This window comes from Saccharopolyspora gregorii (assembly GCF_024734405.1).
GTDB classification, from domain to species: domain Bacteria; phylum Actinomycetota; class Actinomycetes; order Mycobacteriales; family Pseudonocardiaceae; genus Saccharopolyspora_C; species Saccharopolyspora_C gregorii.
Window position 1 is genome coordinate 1,822,571 of record NZ_CP059556.1, and the last position, 19,223, is coordinate 1,841,793.

At 75.3% G+C, this 19,223-nt stretch carries 8 protein-coding genes and 1 pseudogene; 8 read left to right on the forward strand and 1 reads right to left on the reverse strand.

The window, feature by feature from the left end; genetic code table 11:
* Positions 1-151 precede the first annotated feature (151 nt).
* From H1226_RS08030 to H1226_RS08055, 6 genes are all read left to right on the forward strand, one after another.
* Positions 152-1,093 carry a 1-phosphofructokinase family hexose kinase gene (locus tag H1226_RS08030; protein ID WP_258348145.1) on the forward strand — a complete coding sequence of 314 codons (942 nt, stop codon included), beginning with the start codon at positions 152-154 and terminating at the stop codon, positions 1,091-1,093.
* Positions 1,094-1,155: 62 nt separating this feature from the next.
* Positions 1,156-2,247: a PTS mannitol transporter subunit IICB gene (locus tag H1226_RS08035; RefSeq protein ID WP_258348146.1), complete on the forward strand. Its 1,092-nt coding sequence runs from the start codon at positions 1,156-1,158 to the stop codon at positions 2,245-2,247.
* Positions 2,244-2,702 (forward strand): PTS sugar transporter subunit IIB, encoded by a 459-nt coding sequence (locus tag H1226_RS08040; protein ID WP_224963160.1) that lies wholly within the window; start codon positions 2,244-2,246, stop codon positions 2,700-2,702. Before H1226_RS08035 ends, H1226_RS08040 begins: the two co-directional genes overlap by 4 nt.
* The gene (locus tag H1226_RS08045) at positions 2,695-3,177 is read left to right on the forward strand and encodes a PTS sugar transporter subunit IIA (protein ID WP_258348148.1); all 483 of its coding nucleotides are present in this window, start codon (positions 2,695-2,697) and stop codon (positions 3,175-3,177) included. The genes H1226_RS08040 and H1226_RS08045 overlap by 8 nt, the downstream gene beginning before the upstream one ends.
* Positions 3,174-4,214 (forward strand): alcohol dehydrogenase catalytic domain-containing protein, encoded by a 1,041-nt coding sequence (locus H1226_RS08050; protein ID WP_224959382.1) that lies wholly within the window; start codon positions 3,174-3,176, stop codon positions 4,212-4,214. Before H1226_RS08045 ends, H1226_RS08050 begins: the two co-directional genes overlap by 4 nt.
* A gap of 61 nt (positions 4,215-4,275) precedes the next feature.
* Positions 4,276-6,936 (forward strand): LuxR C-terminal-related transcriptional regulator, encoded by a 2,661-nt coding sequence (locus H1226_RS08055; RefSeq protein ID WP_258348150.1) that lies wholly within the window; start codon positions 4,276-4,278, stop codon positions 6,934-6,936.
* 255 nt (positions 6,937-7,191) lie between these two features.
* On the opposite strand, the gene H1226_RS08060 is transcribed toward H1226_RS08055, so the two are convergent.
* Positions 7,192-7,953: a thioesterase II family protein gene (locus H1226_RS08060; RefSeq protein ID WP_258348151.1), complete on the reverse strand. Its 762-nt coding sequence runs from the start codon at positions 7,951-7,953 to the stop codon at positions 7,192-7,194.
* 312 nt (positions 7,954-8,265) lie between these two features.
* Here H1226_RS08060 and H1226_RS08065 point away from each other — a divergent pair, with 312 nt between their 5' ends.
* Both H1226_RS08065 and H1226_RS28260 read left to right on the forward strand, forming a co-directional pair.
* Positions 8,266-9,297 carry a GDP-mannose 4,6-dehydratase gene (locus tag H1226_RS08065; protein WP_258348152.1) on the forward strand — a complete coding sequence of 344 codons (1,032 nt, stop codon included), beginning with the start codon at positions 8,266-8,268 and terminating at the stop codon, positions 9,295-9,297.
* Positions 9,298-9,402: 105 nt separating this feature from the next.
* A pseudogene (locus H1226_RS28260) lies at positions 9,403-19,107 on the forward strand (type I polyketide synthase); the annotation flags it as partial.
* Positions 19,108-19,223 lie beyond the last annotated feature (116 nt).

The window sequence follows — 19,223 nt, forward strand, 5'->3', positions numbered from 1 at the left end:
CATAGCGGAGATCTTCCGGGAAAACCTTGAACTCGCCGTGCGATGGTTGCCACCGGGGCGACCTCCGTGCAAGATCGATTTTTCTCCGGTGCCGGGCTCCGCGCGGAGCCGCCGACCCGGCGACCACCTGGACCAGGGGAGGGCTGTGCGCGTGATCGTCACCGTCACGGCGAACCCCAGCCTCGACCGCACCGTGCAGGTGCGCAAACTGGTGCGCGGCGGCCTGAACCGCGCCTCCTCGATCCGCGTCGACCCGGGCGGCAAGGGCATCAACGTGGCCCGCGCTCTCGCCCAGCACGGCGTCGACGTCCGCGCGGTCGTGGCGGCGGGCGGCATCGAGGGCCAGCAGCTCGTGGCGTTGCTGGCCGGCCTGAGCATCGACGTGCTGCGGGTGCCCGCGGTGGGCCCGGTCCGCATCAACATGAGCGTCGTCGAACCCGACGCGACCGTCACCAAGTTCAACGAGCCGGGGGCGCTGCTGGACGCGGGCGACGCCCGCGCCCTGTGCGAGGCGGTGCTGCGCAGCGCGGACGGCGCGAACTGGGTGGTGATCGCGGGCAGCCTGCCGCCGGGGGTGAGCAGCGCCTACTACGCGGGGCTGATCCGGATGATCGGCTCGCTGGGCGTCCCGGTGGTGGTGGACACGAGCGGGCCCGCGCTGCACGAGGCCGTGCAGGCCCGGCCGACGTTGGTGAAGCCCAATCTCCGGGAACTGGAGGAGACGGTAGGTCACTCGATTACAACGATCGGTGGCGTCGTCGATGCCGCCGACGAGATCCTCGAACTCGGGGCGGACACCGTGCTGGCCAGCCTCGGGGCCGATGGGGCCCTGCTGCGCGGGCACGACGGCTGCGGTTACGCCGAGGCGCCGGTGACCGCGCAGAACGCTGTCGGCGCGGGGGACGCTTTACTCGCCGGATATCTTTCCGAAGGCTGCGGAGGTCTGCCCGCCCTGGTCACCGCGGTGGCCTGGGGCGCGGCAGCGGCCTCGCTGCCGGGTAGCGCCATGCCACAACCGCACGACCTGCGCCCGGACTTGGTGCGCGTCGAGTCCCGGGTGCCCTGGGACCGGCGGCTGCACCGGGACCCCTGACGCGGGGAGGCGGTCGGCGAGGCAGAGGGACAACGGCGTCGGCGAGGTACGGAGTGACAACCATGTCAGGGACGGCCACGGAGGAATCGAGTTCTCGAGCACAGGCGCAGCGCGCCCGCGTCGTGGTGCAGCGGTTCGGCGGGCAGCTGGCCGGCATGGTCATGCCCAACATCGGCGCGTTCATCGCCTGGGGCCTGATCAGCGCGCTGTTCATCCCGGAGGGCTGGTGGCCCAACGCCCAGCTGGCGCAGCTGAAAGAACCGATGATCACGCTGCTGCTGCCGGTGCTGATCGGCTACACCGGCGGCAGGCAGGTGCACGGGCAGCGCGGCGCGGTCGTCGGCGCGGTCGCCACCATCGGCATCGCGATCGGGGCCGAGGTCCCGATGTTCCTGGGCGCGATGATCGTCGGCCCGCTCGCGGGCTGGGTGCTGAGACGGTTCGACCGCTCGGTGGGCAAACGGGTGCCTCCGGCGTTCAAGATGCTGGTGGACAACTTCGCGGCCGGGATCATCGGCGGGCTCTTCGCCATCGCCGGGCTGCTGGCGATCGGTCCCGCCATCGAGAGCGTGACCATCGCGCTCGGCCACGGCGTGCAGGCGCTGCTGGACCTGCACCTGCTGCCGCTGGTGGCGATCATCGTGGAACCGGCGAAGGTGCTGTTCCTCAACAACGCCGTCAACCACGGCGTGCTCGGGCCGCTGGGCGTGTCCGAGTCGCTGGACCACGGCAAGGCCATCGAGTTCCTGGTCGAGCCGAACCCGGGACCGGGCTTCGGGGTGCTGCTGGCGATCACCGTGTTCGGGCCGCCCGCGATGCGCGCGACCGCGCCCGGCGCGCTGGTCATCCAGTTCCTCGGCGGCATCCACGAGATCTACTTCCCGTACGTGCTGGCCGCGCCGCGGCTGCTGCTGGCGACGATCTCCGGCAGCGCGGCGGGGCTGTTCGTCTTCAGCATCACCGGTGCGGGCCTGGTCGCCACGCCGTCGCCGGGCAGCGTGGTCGCGCTGCTGGCGGTGACCCCGAAGGGCGGCTACGTCGGCGTGATCGCCGGGATCGCCGCGTCGGCGGTGGTGGCGTTCGTGGTCGCCTCGCTGGTGCTGAAGCTGTGGCGACGACCCGACGAGGTCGAGACCGGTGGAGCGGTCCGATGAGCCGCGGGTCGGCGGCCTCCCGCTGGTGGCGCGCGATCGGCTTCGCCCAGCGCCGGGTGCTCGGATCGCACGACGAACTGCGGGAGGAACCGGTGCCGCCGAGCGAGGTCGAGAGCGCGCGGCAGGCAGGAGAGGAGCGCTCGATGGGCACGATCAACGGGTCGGCGGTGCGCAAGGTCGTCATCGCCTGCGACGCGGGCATGGGCAGCAGCGCCATGGTCGCCGCCCAGCTGGCGGGCAGGCTCAAGCCGTACGACGTGAAGGTCTCGCACGCCTCGGTCACCGAGATCCCGCCGGACGCGGATCTGGTGCTGTGCCAGGAAACCCTGCTGGAGCGGGCGCGGCGGGAGGACACCGGTTCGGCGGTGATCCTCGGTTTCCGCAGCTTCCTCGGCGACCCGGTGTTCGACGAGGTCGAGCAGGCCGTCCGGGAAGGTGAACCCCTTGGTGGTTGAGGCGGGCCCGCCCCGGCCGCTGGCGGTGCGGCTCGGCCGCACCGCCGCGGGATTCGCGGACGCCATCGACCAGTGCGGCCGCCTGCTGGTGGAGACCGGCGCGGTCGAGGAACCCTACGTCGCCGCGATGCACGAGCGGGAGCGGTCGCTGACGACCCACCTCGGCGAAGGCGTCGCGATCCCGCACGGCACCACCGAATCCCGCCGCTTCGTGCGGCGCAGCGCCCTGGTGGTGGTGCAGTTCCCCGGCGGGGTGCGGTGGAGCGACGGCGGCGAGGTGAGCCTGTGCGTGGCGATCGCCGCGGGCGCCCGGCGCGCCGACGGTTCGCCGGATGCGGCGGGCGCGCAGCACTTGGGCGTGCTGTCGGCCCTGGCCACGGTCCTGATGGATCCGGTGCGGGCGCGCGAGCTGCGCGAAGCACCGGACGAGGCGACGGTCGACCGGCTGTTGCGGTCCGTTGAGGAGGACAGGTGAAGGTCGCACGTTTCTACGCCCCGGGTGACATCCGCATCGAGCAGGCCCCGGAACCGGAACCCGGCCCGGGCGAACTGAAGCTGCGGGTCCGCAACTGCTCCACCTGCGGAACCGATCTGAAGATCATGCGGCACGGGCACCACCACATCGACCCGCCACGGGTCATCGGCCACGAGATCGCCGGGGAGGTGGTCGGCATCGGCGACGGCGCCAGCGGTTTCGCCGAGGGCGACCGGGTGCAGGTGATCGCGGCGATCCCCTGCGGCGAGTGCGGCTACTGCGAGCGCGGCAGGCAGACGGTGTGCCCGAACCAGCGCTCGATGGGCTACCACTTCGACGGTGGTTTCGCCGAATTCCTCACCGTCCCCGAGCAGGTGCTGCGGGTCGACGGGGTGAACCTGCTGCCCGGCGGGGTCGACTTCGCGGCCGCGTCGGTCGCCGAACCGCTCGCCTGCGTCCTCAACGGCCAGGAGCTCGCGCGGGTCGGCCCGGGGGACGTGGTCGTGGTCGTCGGCTCCGGCCCGATCGGCTGCCTGCACACCCGGCTGGCGCGGGCCCGCGGCGCGGCCGCGGTGTACCTGGTGGAGCTCAACGCCGCCCGGCTGGAGCAGGCGGCCGAGCTGGTGGGCCCGGATGCCGCGATCCTCGCCTCCGCCACCGATCCGGTCGCGGAGGTGCTGCGCCGCACCGGCGGTGTCGGCGCCGACGTGGTGATCACCGCGGCCGCTTCCGGCGAAGCGCAGGAGCAGGCGCTGCGGATGGCCGCGCGCGGCGGCCGGATCAGTTTTTTCGGTGGTTTGCCCAAGGATTCGCCGATCATCGACTGCGATTCGAACGCGGTGCACTACCGTGAGTTGACCATCGTCGGTGCCAACGGCTCCACCCCGGAGCACAACCGGCGGGCGCTGCGGCTGATCGCCTCCGGTGACGTCCCGGTGCACGACCTGATCACCCACCGGTTGCCGCTGGACGGGGTGCTGGAAGCGATCCGCACGGTCAGCACGGGCGACGCGATCAAGGTGACCATCGAGCAGTGACGGTGCCGGAACCCGCCTCGCGACGTGCGGCGGGACCCGGGGCGCAACGGAGGAGTGCCGCGTGGTGCTGCGGGAACGGGAGAACGAGACCGAGCTGCTGAGCGCCGCGCTGGACCGGGCGAGCGAGGGCGGCGGTGCCCTGCTGGCGTTCTCCGGCCCCTTCGGCATCGGCCGCTCCGCGGTGCTGGCGGCCGCGGCGGCCGCCGCCCGGGACCGGGGCGCCCGGGTGCTGCGGGCGTTGGCGACCACCGCGGAGCGCGACATCCCGTTCGGCGTGCTGAGCCAGTTCTCCTGCTGCGCCACCGATTCCGAGACCGGGCCGGACTTCGGCACGATGCGCGGCGGGCTGCTCGCCTCGCCCGACCCGGTGCTGCTGGTGGTGGACGACCTGCAGCGCGCGGACGTGGAATCGCTGCGCTGGCTGGACCGGTTGTGCGCCGCCGTCGCGGATTCCGCGGTGCTGGTGGTCGTCGCGCACCGGGACGGGGAGCAGGCCGCCGATCCGGAGACCTTCCAGCGGTTGCTGGGCCGCGCCGCGCGGCGCGGTGAACTCCGGCCGCTGAGCCCCGGCGGGGTGGCCGCCGTGGTGCGGGACGTGTTCGGCGTGCCCGGCGACGAGCGGTTCACCGCCGCCTGCCACCGTGCGTCGCACGGCAGGCCGTTCCTGCTCAACGCGATCGCGCACGGCCTGCGCGACAGCGGCAGGCGCCCGCAGGAGTCCGATGTGGACGCCGTGTGGTCGTTGCGGCCCTCCGTGGTGGCCGAGCGGGCCGGCGCGGTGCTGCGCCCGCAGCCGGAACCGGTGCTGGCCGCCGCCCGAGCGGTGGCGCTGCTCGACGGTGCCGAGCCGGACCAGCTCGCCGACCTGGCCGGGCTGGCCCCCGCCGAGTGCGCCGGGGCGCTCGCCGCCCTCGCCGCGCTCGGCGTCCTCGTCGAACCGGCGCGGCCCCGCTTCGCGCACCCGGTGATCCGCGAGGTCGTGGAGAACACCCTGGAACCACCGGAACTCGCCGAGTGGCACCGCAGGGCGGCGCGGCTGCTGCAGCGGGCCGACCGGCCCGCCGAAGCGGTCGCCGAACACCTGCTGGCCTCGGACGCGACCCAGGGCGAGTGGACCACCGGGGTGCTGCACGCCGCGGGCCGGCGGGCCCTGGACCGCGGCGACGTGGCCACCGCCATCCGCTGCCTGCGCCGCGCGCTGCTGGCCTGCCCCACCGCGGGCACCGAGCGGTCCGTGCTGCTCGCCGACCTCGCCGAGGCGGAGCGCTCCGGGGCACCGGTCGCCTCGATGCGGCACCTGTCGCAGGCGCTGCCCAAGTTCGACTCGGACCGGCGGCGAGCCGAGGCGCTCGCCGACGTGCCGCCGATGCTGCTGGCGGTGGCACCGCTGTCGCTGCTCGCCGAACTGGAGGAATTCCGCGCGCGGGAGGAGCTGGATCCGGCCGTGCTGCGGGCCATCGACACCCGCATCCGCCTCGCCCGGCTCGGCGATCCCGCCTGGTGCGCCGACACCCGCGAGCTGTTCGACTCCCTCGTCCCCGGCGAGCACGTCGACCCGGAGCGGGTCTCGGTGCTGCTGCACTCGGCGACGCTCACCGGCGGCGACGCCGAATCGGTGCTGCCGTGGGCGAAGCGGGCCGTCGCCGGGGAGCACGGGCCGGGCGCCGCGTTCGGCGCGGTGGCGCTGGCGGCGCGGACCCTCGCGGCCTGCGACGAGGTGCGGGCCGCGGAGCAGTGGCTGGCGGAGGTGACCGCGGCGCTCGGCGCGCGCGGCGACCGCGCCGCGGAACGCCTCATCGTCGACGCCGAACGGGCGTTCACCGTGGTCCGCTCCTGCCGCTACCCGGAGGCGGTGGCGCTGGCGGAGAGCGCGCTGCGCCGTTGCGACCCGGGGCTGATCCCGGTGGTGGAGCGGTGCTTCGAGGTGCTGTCCATCGCCGTGCTCGACTCGGCCGACACCGGTTCCGCGGCGCGGGCGCTGGGGCGCCACCGCGAGTGGGACCACGCGGTGCAGCCGTGGGTGCGGGAGCTGCGCGACGCCGCGCTCGCCGTCAGCGTGCGCGACACCGTCGGCGGGCTCGAACACCTGCTGGAGTGCGGGCGGGAGCGGGACCGGCTCGGCTGGTCCAACCCGTGCCTGCTGCCCTGGCGCGGCTGGGCGGCGCTGCTGTACCACCGCGTGCAGCGGCCCGGCCCGGCCGCCGAGCTGATCGCCGAGGAGTACCGGCGGGCGGTGGCCTGGGGCGCGCCCAGCGGGGTCGGTCGCGCGCTGCGCGTGTGGGGCGCGATCACCGAGGGGGAGCCGGGCGTGGAGCTGCTGCGCCGGGCCGTCGAAGCGCTCGACGGCCGCGGTCCGGCCGGCACGGTGGAACTCGCCAAGGCGCACCTGATGCTGGGGCGCAGGCTGCTGTGCTCCGACCGGGCGGAGGCCGCCGCCCGGTTGAACGAGGGCGACGAGCTCGCCGCCGCCTGCGGGGTCCCGCGGCTGCGCGCCGCCGAGGAGATCGCGGCCGAAGGCGGTGGGGCGCAGGCGGAACTGACCCGCGCCGAACTGCGCATCGCGCGGCTGGTGGCGGGCGGGCTCGGCAACCAGCAGGTGGCCACCGAGCTGGGGGTGAGCTCCCGGGCCGTCGAGAAGCACCTCACCAAGGTCTACCGCAAGCTCGGCGTCACCGGCAGAGCAGGACTGACCGACCTCGCGGACTCCCTGGACCCGGCCTGATTCCTCCCGGTCCTCTTGCGTGGGTGGCGGAACCTCAGCGGGATTCTCGCTGCGGGATCGTGGTCACCGGTGGCTCCGCCACGGGCGACGACGCCGTCCTCGCGAGAATCACGCTGAGAACCCGCGGCGGTGCCGGTGCCTCAGGTGGTCGCCGCTCAGCGGCTTCGCCGCTGACAGGACAACGGCGTGGACGCGGGCGAGAACGTGGATCTGCGGTCCGGCGAGTGGCGGGTTCGTCCGGGCACGTCGGGCGGGTCACTCGCCTGGCGGGATTCGCAGGGTGAGTTCCGCTGCGAGTTCTGCGTTGACCTGCGGTGCGTGCTCGACGAGGTAGAAGTGGCCGCCGCGGAAGCCGCGCAGCCGGAACGCGCCGGAGGTGTGCTCCTTCCAGCGCAACGATTCGTCTACTGTGGACTTCGGGTCGTCGTCGCCGATGAGCACCGAGATCGGGCAGGACACCACCCGGCCCGGCCGCGGCGGGTAGGTCTCCACCGCGCGGTAGTCGTTGCGGATCGCGGGCAGCGACATGCGCACCACGTCCTCGTCGTCCAGCGCCGACTCCGCCCCGTTCAACGCGCGCACGTCCGCCAGCAGGCCTTCGTCGTCGAGCAGGTGCACCCGCTCGTCCCGCACCGTGCCCGGGGCGCGGCGCCCCGAGACGACCAGCGAGCGCGGCGGCCGGCCCGCGCCGCGCTCCAGCCGGTGCGCCACCTCGAAGCCGAGCAGCGCGCCCATGCTGTGCCCGAAGAACACCGTCGGCAGCTCCGGCTCCGCCGCCAGCACCGCCGTGATCGCCTCCGCGTACTCGTCGATGCCGCCGAGCAGCGGTTCGCGGTGCCGGTCCTGCCTGCCCGGGTACTGCAGCACGACGACGTCGGCGCCGGGGGAGTGGGCGGCCGAGACCGGCCGGTAGAAGCTGGCCGAGCCGCCCGCGTGCGGGAAGCACACCAGCCGGACCGGCGCGGCCGGTGCGGGGTGGTAGCGGCGCAGCCACTTGCCGGGGTCGAGATCGGTCACGGCTCCTCCTCCGAGCGCTGGACCTCCGCGGCGGGCGGCGCCCGCGCGGCCAGTACAGCACCGCGCGGTGCGGAGAACCCCTAGTCCGGATTCCGCGCCACGACGGAGAACTCGGCGAATCCCTAGGGTGTGCCGCTTTCCTTTGACACCGCCGACGATCGGCTGCCAGCGTCGGATCCGGCCCGATCCGGGGCTCCCGGCAGGTGCCGATCCGACCGCTGCCGGTGCCCGGTGCGCCACCGCGCGCGTTCCCGTGCCGCCCACGCGGTCGGCACGGGCGCTGTCGGCATCAGGTGGTGGAAGGGGAAGCACATGTCCAGGCGAGCGCTGATCACCGGGATCACCGGGCAGGACGGTTCCTACCTGGCCGAGCACCTGCTCGCGCAGGGATACCAGGTGTGGGGCCTGATCCGGGGGCAGGCGAACCCGCGCAAGTCCCGGCTGAGCAGGCTGGCCACCGATCTGTCCTTCGTGGACGGTGATCTAATGGACCAGGGCAGCCTGGTCTCGGCGGTGGACCTGGTGCAACCGCACGAGGTCTACAACCTGGGCGCCATCTCGTTCGTGCCGATGTCCTGGCAGCAGGCGGAACTCGTCACCGAGGTGAACGGGATGGGCGTGCTGCGGATGCTGGAGGCGATCCGCATCGTCAGCGGCCTGCACGGTTCCGGTGGTTCCGGCGGGGAACGCATCCGGTTCTACCAGGCGTCGTCCTCGGAGATGTTCGGCAAGGTCGCCGAGACGCCGCAGAGCGAGCGCACCACCTTCCACCCGCGCAGCCCGTACGGCGTCGCCAAGACCTACGGGCACTACATCACGCAGAACTACCGCGAGTCCTACGGCGTGTGGGGCGTGTCCGGCATCCTGTTCAACCACGAATCACCGCGCCGCGGCGCCGAATTCGTCACCCGCAAGATCTCGCTGGCCGTCGCGCAGATCAAGCTCGGCCTGCAGGACAAGCTCTACCTCGGCAACCTGGAGGCGGTGCGGGACTGGGGATTCGCCGGGGACTACGTGCGCGCGATGCACCTGATGCTCCAGCAGGACGAGCCGTCCGACTACGTCGTCGGGACCGGCCGGATGCACTCGGTGCGGGACGCGGTGCGCATCGCCTTCGACGCGGCGGGCCTGCACTGGGAGGACCACGTCGAGATCGATCCGACGCTGGTGCGCCCCGCCGAGGTCGAGACGCTGTGCGCCGATTCCGGGCGGGCGCGCCGGGAACTGGGCTGGGAACCGAGCGTCGACTTCACCGAGCTGATGACGATGATGGTCGAGGCCGACCTGCGGCAGGCCTCCCGCGAGCGCGACTACGCCGAGGTGCTCTCCGCGTCCAGCTGGTGACGCCCTCCGGGCGGACGGTGGCCGTTCGCCCTTCCAGGACTGGGGAATTCCCGGGCGGGTGCTGGTGAGACTGAGCTCCGTCCGGTCGACGCAGGTGGGGTGGAGATGGACAACGAGCAGAAGCTCCGGGACTACCTGAAGCGCGCGAGCGCGGACCTGAAGCGGTCCCGGGCGCGCGTGCAGGAGCTGGAGGACGCGGCCCGCGAGCCCATCGCCATCGTCGGCATGAGCTGCCGCTACCCCGGCGACGTGACCGGCCCCGAGGACCTGTGGTGGCTGGTCGCCGAGGGCCGCGACGGCATCACCGGGTTCCCCGCCGACCGGGGCTGGGAGCTCGCCGACGCCGACACGGCCACCCGCTCCGGCGGATTCCTGCACGACGCGGCCGAATTCGACGCGGACTTCTTCGGCATCTCCCCGCGCGAGGCGCTGGCGATGGACCCGCAGCAGCGGGTGCTGCTGGAAGCCACCTGGGAGGCGTTCGAGCACGCGGGCGTCGACCCGGCGGCGGTGCGGGGCAGCCGCACCGGCGTGTTCATGGGTGCGATGGCGCAGGACTACCGGGTCGGCGCGGCCGACGACGTGGACGGGTTCCGGCTGACCGGCAACAGCGGCAGCGTGCTCTCCGGCAGGCTCGCCTACACCTTCGGCGCGGTGGGGCCGGCCGTCACGGTGGACACCGCCTGCTCGTCCTCGCTGGTGGCGCTGCACCTGGCGGCGCACTCGCTGCGTGCCGGGGAGTGCTCGCTGGCGCTGGCGGGCGGGGTCACCGTGATGTCCGGACCGGCGACGTTCCTGGAGTTCTCCCGGCAGGGCGGGCTGTCCGCGGACGGCCGCTGCCGCTCCTTCGCCGATGCGGCGGACGGGACCGGCTGGGGCGAGGGCGTCGGCGTCCTGGTGCTGGAGCGGCTCTCCGACGCGCGGCGCAACGGGCACGACGTGCTCGCGGTGGTGCGCGGGAGCGCGGTGAACCAGGACGGCGCGTCCAACGGGCTGACCGCGCCGAACGGGCCCTCGCAGCAGCGCGTCATCCAGCAGGCGCTGGTGAACGCGCGGCTGACTCCGTCCGAAGTGGACGTCGTGGAGGCGCACGGCACCGGTACCGCGCTCGGCGACCCGGTCGAGGCGCAGGCGCTGCTGGCGACCTACGGGCAGGACCGGGAGCACCCGCTGCTGCTGGGTTCGATCAAGTCGAACCTCGGGCACACCCAGGCCGCGGCCGGGGTCGCCGGGGTCATCAAGGTGGTGCAGGCGATGCGGCACGGCCTGCTGCCGCGGACCCTGCACGTGGACGAGCCGTCCACGCACGTCGACTGGAACTCCGGGCAGGTGCGGCTGCTCACCGGCGCCGAACCCTGGCCGGTCGCCGACCGGCCGCGCCGCGCGGGCGTGTCCTCGTTCGGCATCAGCGGCACCAACGCGCACACCATCGTCGAGCAGGCACCCGAACCGGAACCCGCGGCCGAGCCGGTGGAACCCGGGACGATCCCGGTGCTGCTGTCGGCGAAGACGGCGGCGGCACTGCGCGAGCAGGCCGCCCGTCTGCTGTCCACCGTGGACACCGACGGGCCGCGGCCGCTGGACGTCGGCTTCACCACCGCCGCCCGCGGCGGGCTGGAGCACCGCGCGGTGCTCACCGCGACCGACGAGGCGGAGCTGCGCGCGGGCCTGCGCGCCCTCGCCGCCGACGAGGACGCCCCGGCGCTCGTGCGCGGATCCTCCCGCGCCGCGGGGAAGACGGCGTTCCTGTTCACCGGGCAGGGCGGGCAGCGGCTCGGCGCCGGCCGCGAACTACACGCGCGGTTCCCGGCGTTCGCCACCGCCTTCGACGAGGTGGTGACCGCCCTCGACCGGCACCTGGACCGGCCGCTGCGGGAGGTGCTGTTCGCCGAACCGGACAGCCCCGAAGCCGCGCTGCTGGACGAGACCGGCTACGCCCAGCCCGCGCTGTTCGCCGTCGAAGTGGCGCTGCACCGGCTCGCCGAGTCGTGGGGGCTGCGGCCCGACCACCTCGCCGGGCACTCCGTCGGCGAGATCGCCGCCGCGCACGTGGCGGGCGTGTTCACGCTCGACGACGCGGCCGCGCTGGTGTGCGCGCGGGGCCGGTTGATGCAGGCGCTGCCCGCCGGTGGCGCGATGATCTCGGTGCGGGCCACCGAGGACGAAGTGCTCCCGCTGCTCACCGGACGGGTGTCGCTGGCCGCGATCAACGGGCCCGAGTCGGTGGTCGTATCCGGGGACGCCGCCGAAGCCGAGGCGATCGCCGCGCACTTCGCCGAGCTGGGGCGCCGCACCACGCGGTTGCCGGTGAGCCACGCGTTCCACTCGCCGCTGGTGGAACCGATGCTCGACGAGTTCCGCGCCGTCGTCGCCGGGCTCTCCCCGCGCGAACCGCTGCTGCCGCTGGTGTCCACCGCCACCGGCGAGTCCGCGACCGCCCGCGACCTCGCCTCCCCCGACCACTGGGTGGAGCACGCGCGCCGCCCGGTGCGGTTCGGCGCCGCCGTCCGCCGCCTCGGCGAACTCGGGGTGCGGACCTTCGCCGAACTCGGCCCGGACGCGGTGCTCAGCGCGCTCGTCCCGGCGAACCTCGACCACGAGGCGCTGGTGGTCCCGCTGCTGCGCGGTGACCGGTCCGAGACCACCGCCGTCGCGCAGGCGCTCGCCGCGCTGCACGCGCACGGCGTCTCCCCGGACTGGCCCGAGTTCTTCGCCGGCACCGGCGCCCACCGCGTCGCGCTGCCCGGCTACCCGTTCCAGCGCCGCCGGTTCTGGCCGAGGAGCACCGGCGACGGTGACGTGCGCGCGGCCGGGCTCGGCGCCGCGCACCACCCGCTGCTGGCGGCGGCGGTATCGCTGGCGAACTCGGACGGGGTGCTGCTCACCGGCAGGTTGTCGGTGCGCTCGCACCCGTGGCTGGCCGAGCACGCGGTCGGCGGCGAGATCCTGCTGCCCGGCACCGCGTTCGTCGAGCTGGCGCTGCGCGCCGGGGACGAAGCGGGCTGCGACCGGGTGCGGGAGCTGACGCTGGCCGCGCCGCTGGTGCTGCCCGAGCAGGGCGCGGTGCAGGTGCAGGTGTGGCTCGGCGGGCCCGACGACACCGGGAGCCGGGAGCTGAGCCTCTACTCCCGCCCCGACGGCGCCGAGGAGCAGCCGTGGACGCGGCACGCCACCGGCGTGCTCGACACCGCGCGCGGCACCCCGGCGGACTTCGGCCCGGAGTGGCCGCCCGCCGGGTCGCGACCCGTGGACCTCGACGGGCTCTACGAGCGGTTCGCCGCGGCCGGATTGGACTACGGTCCGGCCTTCCGCGGCCTGCGCGCGGCCTGGCGGCGCGGCGACGAGGTGTTCGCCGAGGTGGAGCTGCCCGTGGCCGCCGCCGAAGCCGAGGCGTTCGGGGTGCACCCGGCGCTGCTGGACGCCGCGCTGCACGCCGCCGCCGGAGCCGGTGACGCCGCGGAACCGGCGCTGCCGTTCGCCTGGGAGGGCGTCACCCTGCACGCCACCGGCGCGACCGCGGCCCGGGTGCGGCTGGCACCCGCCGGGCCGGACGCGGTCGCGGTGTCGGTGGCCGACCCGGCCGGGGAACCGGTGGCCGAGGTGGAATCGCTGGTGCTGCGCCCGCTCGCGGCCCGCACTCCCGCCGCTGCCCGGGACGCGCTGTTCCGGCTGGACTGGACGCCGATCGCGGCCACCGCCGATCCGGGCTCGGTGGCGGTGCTCCCGCCCGTCGGCGAGGTGCCCTGGGACGCACTCCCGTCCGGTGCGGTGGAGGTCGCCGACCTGGACGCGGTGCCCGCGGACACCGAGGTCGTCGTGCTGCCGGTGCGCTCGCCCGCGGCGGCACCCGAGCAGGTGCACGCGTGCACCGCCCGCGTGCTCGAACAGGCCCAGCGGGTGCTCGACGCCGACGTCGCGGCCCGGCTGGTGGTCGTCACCCGCGGCGCCCGCGACGGCGCCGACCTGGCCGCCGCCGCGGTGTGGGGCCTGGTCCGCACTGCGCAGGCCGAACACCCCGGCCGGTTCGGGCTGGTCGACCTCGACACCGCCGCCGCCGCGGCGCAGCTGCCCGCGGCGCTCGCGCTCGCCGACGAACCCCAGCTGTCCATCGTGGACGGACGGCTGCACGCGGCGCGGCTGGCCCGCGCCCCGATCTCCGCCGATGCCGAGGACGCCGCACCGGAACGCGACCCGGACGGCACCGTGCTCATCACCGGCGGCACCGGCGGGCTCGGTGCCCTGTTCGCCCACCACCTCGTCGCCGAGCACGGCGTGCGGCACCTGCTGCTGACCAGCCGCCGCGGCCCGGACGCCGAGGGCGTGGACCGGCTCGTCGCCGACCTCGCCGAGCACGGCGCCCAGGTGCGCGTCGCCGCCTGCGACGCCGCCGACCGGGACGCCCTCGCCGCGCTGCTGGCCGAGATCCCCGCCGCGCACCCGCTGACCTCGGTGCTGCACGCCGCCGGAGTCCTCGACGACGCGTTGCTCGACGCGCTCACCCCGGAACGGCTCGCGGCCGTGCTGCGGCCGAAGGTCGACGCCGCCTGGAACCTGCACGAGCTGACCCGGGACCACCCGCTCGCCGAGTTCACCACCTTCTCCTCGCTGGCCGGCGTCGTCGGCGCCGCGGGGCAGGCGAACTACTCGGCCGCCAACGCCTACCTGGACGCGCTCGCCGCGCACCGCCGCGCCGCCGGGCTCCCGGCGGTCTCGCTGGCCTGGGGCCCGTGGGCGTCCACCGGGGGCATGACCGGGGAGCTGGCCGAGGCCGAGCTGCGCCGGCTCACCGCCACCGGCACCCCGCCGCTGGAACCCGCGCAGGGGATCGCGCTGTTCGACGCGGCCACCGCCACCGGGGAAGCGGTGCTCGCCCCGGTGCGGCTGGACCTCGCGGTGCTGCGTTCCCGCGGTGAGGTCCCCGCCTTCCTGCGCGGCCTGATCCGCACCCCGGTCCGGCGGGCCGCCACCGGCTCCGCCGCGTCGGCCGGGCTCGCGCGGCGGCTCGGCGCGCTGGGGGCGGCCGACCGCGCCGCGGCGGTGCTCGAGCTGGTGCGCACCCAGGTCGCCGCCGTGCTCGGGCACACCGCGGCGTCCGATGTGGACCCGGACCGCGCGTTCCAGGAACTCGGGTTCGACTCGCTGACCGCCGTGGAGCTGCGCAACCGGCTGGCCACCGCCACCGGGCTGCGCACCTCGGCGACCGCCGTGTTCGACCACCCGACGGCGCGGGCGCTGGCCGCGCACGTGCGCACCGAACTGCTCGGCGAGGACGACGCCGCCACCGGGGAGGCCGACGCGGTCGCGGTGTCCGGCGATCCCATCGCGATCGTCGGCATGGCCTGCCGCTACCCGGGCGGGGTGACCTCGCCGGACGAGCTGTGGCGGCTGGTGTCCGAGGGCACCGACGCGATCAGCGGGCTCCCGGTGGACCGCGGCTGGGACCTCGACGCGCTCTACGACCCGGACCCGGACCGCACCGGTACCTCCTACGCCCGCTCCGGCGGGTTCCTGCACGACGCGGCCGAATTCGACCCGGGCTTCTTCGGGATGAGCCCGCGCGAGGCGATCTCCACCGACCCGCAGCAGCGGCTGCTGCTGGAGACCTCCTGGTCCGCGATCGAGCAGGCCGGGATCGACCCGGCCGCGCTGCGCGGCAGCCGGACCGGTGTGTTCGCCGGGGTGATGTACAACGACTACGGCGCGGTGCTCGCCGGCGGCGACTTCGAAGGGCACCAGGGCAGCGGAACCTCGCCGAGCGTCGCCTCCGGGCGGGTGTCCTACGCGCTGGGCCTGGAAGGACCGGCGGTCACCGTGGACACCGCCTGCTCGTCCTCCCTGGTGGCGATGCACTGGGCGATGCAGGCGCTGCGGGCGGGGGAGTGCTCGCTGGCGCTCGCGGGCGGCGTGACGGTGATGTCCACCCCGGCGGCGCTGATCGAGTTCTCCCGGCAGCGCGGACTGTCCCCGGACGGGCGGTGCAAGGCGTTCTCCGCCGACGCGGACGGGGTCGGCTGGGCGGAGGGCGTCGGCATCGTCGTGCTGGAGCGGCTCTCCGACGCGCGGCGCCACGGGCACGAGGTGCTCGCGGTGGTGCGCGGCAGCGCCGTCAACCAGGACGGGGCCTCGAACGGGCTCACCGCGCCGAACGGGCCCGCGCAGCAGCGGGTGATCCGGCAGGCCCTCGCCGCGGCCGATCTGTCCACTTCGGACATCGATCTCGTCGAGGCGCACGGCACCGGCACCTCGCTCGGCGACCCGATCGAAGCGCAGGCGCTGCTGGCCACCTACGGGCAGGACCGCGCGGAGCCGCTGCGGCTCGGGTCGATCAAGTCGAACCTCGGGCACACCCAGGCCGCCGCCGGGGTCGCGGGCGTGATCAAGGTGGTGCAGGCGATGCGGCACGGCGTGCTGCCCCGCACCCTGCACGCGGATACGCCCTCCACCCACGTGGACTGGGCGGACGGCGCGGTGGAACTGCTCACCGCCGACGTCCCCTGGCCGGAGACCGGGCGGCCCCGCCGCGCCGCCGTGTCCGCGTTCGGCATCAGCGGCACCAACGCGCACCTCGTGCTGGAACGGCCCGAGCCCGCGGCCGCTCCGGAACCCGGGGCCGACCCGGAACCCGGGGCCGCTTCGGAACTCGCGGCCGCTCCGGAACCCGACGGCGCCCCGGAAGTCGCGGGCGCCCCGAAACCCGCGGACGGGACCGAGGTGCCGGTGGCCTGGCCGCTGTCCGGCAAGACCCGCGCCGCGCTGCGCTCCCAGGCCGCCCGGCTCGCCACCTTCCTCGACGAGCACCCCGGCCACCGGCCCGCCGACGTCGCGCGCTCGCTGGCCACCACCCGCACCGCGTTCCCGCAGCGCGCCGTCGTGCTCGGCACCGGCCGGGACGCGCTGCTCGACTCGCTGCGCGCCCTCGCCGCCGACCGCCCCGACCCCGGGATCGTGACCGGGGAGGCCGGGGAGCCGGGCGGGCTCACCGCGCTGTTCACCGGCCAGGGCAGCCAGCGCGCCGGGATGGGCGCCGAACTGCACGGGCGGTACCCCGAGTTCGCCACCGCGCTCGACGAGGTGCTCGGGCACTTCGACCCCGCGGTGCGCGAGCTGCTGCTGGCCCGCGCCGCAGACCTGGACGACACCGCCGACCTGGACGACACCGGCTACGCCCAACCCGCGCTGTTCGCGCTGGAAGTGGCGCTGTACCGGCTCGTCGAGGCCCGCGGCGCGGTGCCCGACCGGCTCGCCGGGCACTCCGTCGGCGAGCTCGCCGCCGCCCACGTCGCCGGGGTGCTGTCGCTGCCCGACGCGTGCGCCCTGGTCGCCGCCCGCGCCCGGCTGATGGCCGCGCTGCCGCCCGGCGGCGCGATGATCTCGTTGCGCGCCACCGAGGACGAGGTGGCGCCGCTGCTCACCGAGCGGGTCTCGATCGCCGCCGTGAACGGCCCGGCCTCCGTGGTCATCTCCGGCGACGAGGCCGAAGCGGTGGCGCTCGCCGAGCGGTTCGCCGACCGCGGCACCAAGCGGCTCAGCGTCAGCCACGCGTTCCACTCGCCGCTGGTCGACCCGATGGTCGACGAGTTCCGGCAGGTCGCCGAAGGCCTCGACTACCGGGCCCCGCGGATCCCGCTGATCTCCGCCGTCACCGGCGAGCTCGCCGGGGACGAGGTGCGCACCCCCGAGCACTGGGTGCGGCACGCCCGCGCCACCGTCCGGTTCGCCGACGCGGTCCGCACCGCCGCGGACGCGGGCACCCGCACCTACCTGGAACTGGGCCCGGACGGAGTGCTGTCCGCGATGGCGCAGGACGTGCTCGGTGACGACGCCGAGTTCGTGCCCGCGCTGCGCGCCGACCGCGGCGAGGACCTGTCGGTGACCACCGCGCTGGCCCGGCTGCACGTCCGCGGCACCCCGGTCGACCTGGCCGCCGCGCACCCCGGCGCGCGCCGCGTCGCCCTGCCCACCTACGCGTTCCAGCGCGAGCGGTACTGGCCGGAGACCACCGCCGCGGTCCCCGCCACGGACCCGGCCGACGAGCGGCTGTGGACGGCGGTGGACCGCGGCGCGGGCGAGGAGCTCGCCGACCTGCTGGGCCTCGCCGACTCGCAGCACGCCGCGCTGTACGCGCTGCTGCCCGCGCTCGCGTCCTGGCGGCAGCGCAGGCACGAGCGGGAACTGCTGGACTCCTGGCGCTACCGGGTGGACTGGCACCCGCTGAGCACGCCCGCCCCGGCGGTGCTCACCGGGACCTGGCTGCTCGTCGGCACCGGGGCGACCGGTACGGGCCCGGTCGCGGCCGCGCTGCGCGCGCACGGCGCGGACGTCGACGAACTGCTGCTGGAGCCCGGTGCCGACCGGGAGACCATCGCCGCACTCCTCGGCGAGCCGTCGCGCACCGGCGTCGTGTCGGTGCTGGCCGCCGACGAACGCCCGCACCCGGTGCACCCGGCGCTGAGCACCGGGCTGGTGCTCAACGCCGCGCTCGCGCAGGCCCTCGGCGACGCCGGGCACGAGGCTCCACTGTGGATGATCACGTCGCGTGCGGTGTCGACCGGCGCCGACGACCCGATCGCGAGCCCGGTCCAGGCCGCCACCTGGGGGCTCGGCCGCGTCATCGCGCTGGAGCACCCGCAGCGCTGGGGCGGGCTCGTCGACCTGCCCGCCGACCCGGAACGGCAGGCCGGTGCCCGGCTCGCCCGCGTGCTCGGCGGACTCGACGGCGAGGACCAGGTCGCGGTGCGCGCCACCGGCCTCGCCGGGCGCAGGCTGCTGCACCACCCGATCTCCGCCGCGGCCACCGGGTTCACGACGCGCGGCACCGTGCTCATCACCGGCGGCACCGGCGCGCTCGGCGCCCGCATCGCCCGCTCGCTCGCCGGAGCCGGCGCGGAACGGCTGGTCCTCACCGGACGCCGCGGACCCGACGCGCCCGGCGCCGCCGAGCTCGCCGACGACCTGCGCGGGCTCGGCGCCGAGGTGCGGATCGCGGCCTGCGACGTGACCGACCGGGACGCCGTCGCCGCGCTGCTCGCCGAGCTCCCCGAGCTCACCGGAGTGGTGCACGCCGCCGGAACCGGGCAGGCCACCCCGCTGCAGGACACCGCGCCCGCCGAGTTCGCGGCCGTCGCCGCTGCGAAGATCGCCGGGGCCGTGCACCTGGACGCCCTGCTCGGCGACCGCGAGCTCGACTTCTTCCTGCTGCTGTCGTCCATCGCCGGCACCTGGGGCAGCGGCGGGCAGAGCGCCTACGCGGCGGCGAACGCCCAGCTCGACGCGCTCGCCGAGCACCGCCGCGCCCGCGGCCTGCCCGCCACCGCGCTCGCCTTCGGGCCGTGGGCCGAGGCGGGCATGGCCACCGACGAGGCCGTCGCCGATCAGCTGCGCCGCAGCGGCCTCGGCACGCTCGACCCGGACACCGCCGTCGCCGAGGTGCACCGCGCCCTCGCCCACGACGACACCACCGCCACCGTCGCCGACGTGGACTGGGCGCGCTACCACCCGATCTTCACGGCGGCCCGGCCCAGCCCGCTGCTGTCCGAGCTGCCCGAGGTCCGCGCGCTCGGGCGGGCGGGTACCGAGCAGGCCGAGCCGGACGGGGAGCTGGCCGCGCGGCTGCGCGGGCTCGACCCGGACGCCCAGCGGGACCTGCTGCTGGAACTGGTGCGCGCCGAATCCGCCGCCGTGCTCGGCCACTCCGGCGCCGGGGCGGTCCCGCAGCGCCGCGCGTTCCGCGAACTCGGCTTCGACTCGCTCACCGCCGTCGAACTACGCACCCGGCTCGCCGCCGCCACCGGGCTCGCGCTGCCCAGCACCCTCGCCTTCGACCACCCGAACGCGGCGGCGCTCGCCGAGCACCTGCGCGCCGAACTGGTCGGCGCCGGTGCGAGCACCACGACCGCGGCGGCGGCCGGCGACACCGGCGAGCCGAT

What these genes read in the sequence shown, in the direction of transcription:
- H1226_RS08035 (WP_258348146.1), top strand. Translation starts at nt 1,156, where the DNA reads ATGTCAGGGACGGCCACGGAGGAATCGAGTTCTCGAGCACAGGCGCAG.
- H1226_RS08040 (WP_224963160.1), top strand. Translation starts at nt 2,244, where the DNA reads ATGAGCCGCGGGTCGGCGGCCTCCCGCTGGTGGCGCGCGATCGGCTTC.
- H1226_RS08065 (WP_258348152.1), top strand. Translation starts at nt 8,266, where the DNA reads ATGTCCAGGCGAGCGCTGATCACCGGGATCACCGGGCAGGACGGTTCC.